Genomic DNA, 2,139 nt, shown 5'->3' with positions numbered 1-2,139 from the left:
GGTGTTCGACGGCAGGCAGGTCCAGGTGGTGGACGACCTGGCGGTACAGGAGCCGGGGCCGGGCGAGTGATCTCCGGGGGTGGCGAGGCGGCCGGGGGCCGCCACCGCAGCCTCGCGCGACCTGCGCATCCTCCGGGCCGTCCGCCCGTCCGCCCACGTTTGCGCAGGTAAAGGGGTTGTTGACAGTCGACGGCCGAGGGCCGGTAGGTTCGTCCGAGTCCACCACCGGACGCCCGACCGGGGAGCGTTCGCACAACTCGTCGCAGCGCCGCTGGGTCAGGGACGGTGTGCCGCACCGGGGCACCGTCGCTGGGAGCCAGGCTCAGCGCCCGCGCCGACGGGGAAGCGTTCCCGCCGGTCGGCCAGGTGTGACCCGGGTGGGGCCCGGGCTCAGTAGACAACGGCTTTCGGTCGATCCGCAGCCAGCGGGTCCCAGGTCGGCCCGAAGGGCGCCGGGCCCCCATCCGCCGCGGGACGAAGTCGTCCGAGGCACGCTCCGAGCGGTCGCGGAGGTCGAAACACGGCACGAACATGGCGAAAACGCGACGCGAAGATGCCGAAACGCGGATTCTTACCCCACTCTTGTGGAATCGACACCACCATACGAACGAGCTGTCGCGTCTTGCCAGGCGGCGGCCACTATGGTGGACGCCTGCGTACGACCAGAAGGGGCAGCAGTGAACGACGGCGACGGGACTCTCGAGGCCAAGGCTCAGGGGAGGCAGTTCGGTCCGCTCGGCACGGCCTTGGTGATCATTCCGACCTACAACGAGGCGGAGAACATCAAGACCATCGTCGGCCGGGTACGCAAGTCCGTCCCCGAGGCGCACGTGCTGATCGCGGACGACAACAGCCCGGACGGCACCGGCAAGCTCGCCGACGAGCTCGCGGCCGACGACGAGAACGTCCAGGTCATGCACCGCAAGGGCAAGGAGGGCCTGGGCGCCGCCTACCTCGCGGGCTTCCGCTGGGGCCTGGAGCACGGCTACGGCGTGCTGGTCGAGATGGACGCCGACGGCTCCCACCAGCCCGAGGAGCTGCCGCGGCTGCTGACCGCCCTCAAGAGCGCCGACCTGGTGCTCGGCTCCCGCTGGGTGCCCGGCGGCCGGGTGGTCAACTGGCCCAAGTCCCGCGAGTTCATCTCCCGGGGCGGCAGCCTGTACTCCCGCCTCGCCCTGGACCTGCCGCTGCGCGACATCACCGGCGGCTACCGCGCCTTCCGCCGCGAGACCCTCGAGGGCCTGGGCCTGGAGGAGGTCGCCTCGCAGGGCTACTGCTTCCAGGTCGACCTCGCCCGTCGCGCGGTCAAGGCCGGCTACCACGTGGTCGAGGTTCCGATCACCTTCGTGGAGCGCGAACTCGGCGACTCCAAGATGAGCAAGGACATCCTGGTCGAGGCGCTGTGGCGGGTCACCGCCTGGGGCGCGAGGGACCGGGTCGCCAAGCTCACCGGCAAGAACAAGCGGACCTCCTAGCGTTCCGCCGGCTCCGGTCGATCATCCCCTTATCCTGCACTGAGCCTCGGCCAGGCACACTGGGAGCATGACGACTGGCGCTACGACCTCTCCGTACACCGCCCGGCCCCGGCGTTCCCGGTTGCGCAGGTATCTGCCGCTGGGGATCGCCGTGTGGCTGGTGCTGGAGATCTGGCTGCTGACCCTGGTCGCGGGCGCGGCGGGAGGTCTCGCCGTGTTCCTGCTCCTCGTCGCGGGTCTCGTGGCCGGTTCCGTGGTCATCAAGCGGGCCGGCCGCCGCGCTTTCCAGAGCCTCAACGAGGCGCTGCAGCGAGGCGGTTCGCCGGAGCGCGGCGGCGGCAACGGCCTGATGATGCTCGGCGGCCTGCTGCTGATGATCCCCGGTCTCGTCTCCGACGTGGCGGGTCTGCTCCTGCTCGTCCCCCCGGTCCAGCGGGCCGTGAGCCGCTACGGCGAGAGCGCCCTGGACAGGCGGCTCCGCGGTGCTGCGCCGGGCAGCCTGGGCGACGCCTTCCAACAGGTCCGTATTCACCGTCCCGACGGCAAGGTGGTGCAGGGCGAGGTCATCCGGGAGGACCGTCCCGAGCCCGGCGAGCAGTGGCCGCCGCTGACTCCGCCTCGCCCACGGACACCCCCACGGCCACGGACTCCACCTCGGTCGCGC

Annotated in this window: 2 protein-coding genes; both read left to right on the top strand. The window is 71.2% G+C overall.

All coding sequences use genetic code 11. From position 1 onward, the window contains the following. Positions 1–677 precede the first annotated feature (677 nt). Complete coding sequence (locus ACWEN3_RS45745) at positions 678–1,475, top strand: polyprenol monophosphomannose synthase (protein ID WP_452984270.1); 798 nt, start codon at positions 678–680, stop codon at positions 1,473–1,475. Positions 1,476–1,542: 67 nt separating this feature from the next. After that, a partial coding sequence (gene fxsA, locus ACWEN3_RS45740) for an FxsA family membrane protein (RefSeq protein ID WP_452984269.1) occupies positions 1,543–2,139 on the top strand: 597 nt, incomplete at its 3' end.

This window comes from Streptomyces sp. NPDC004561 (assembly GCF_053602155.1).
Note: the sequence above shows the minus strand (reverse complement) of the source record. Positions and strands in the feature narration are given on the sequence as shown.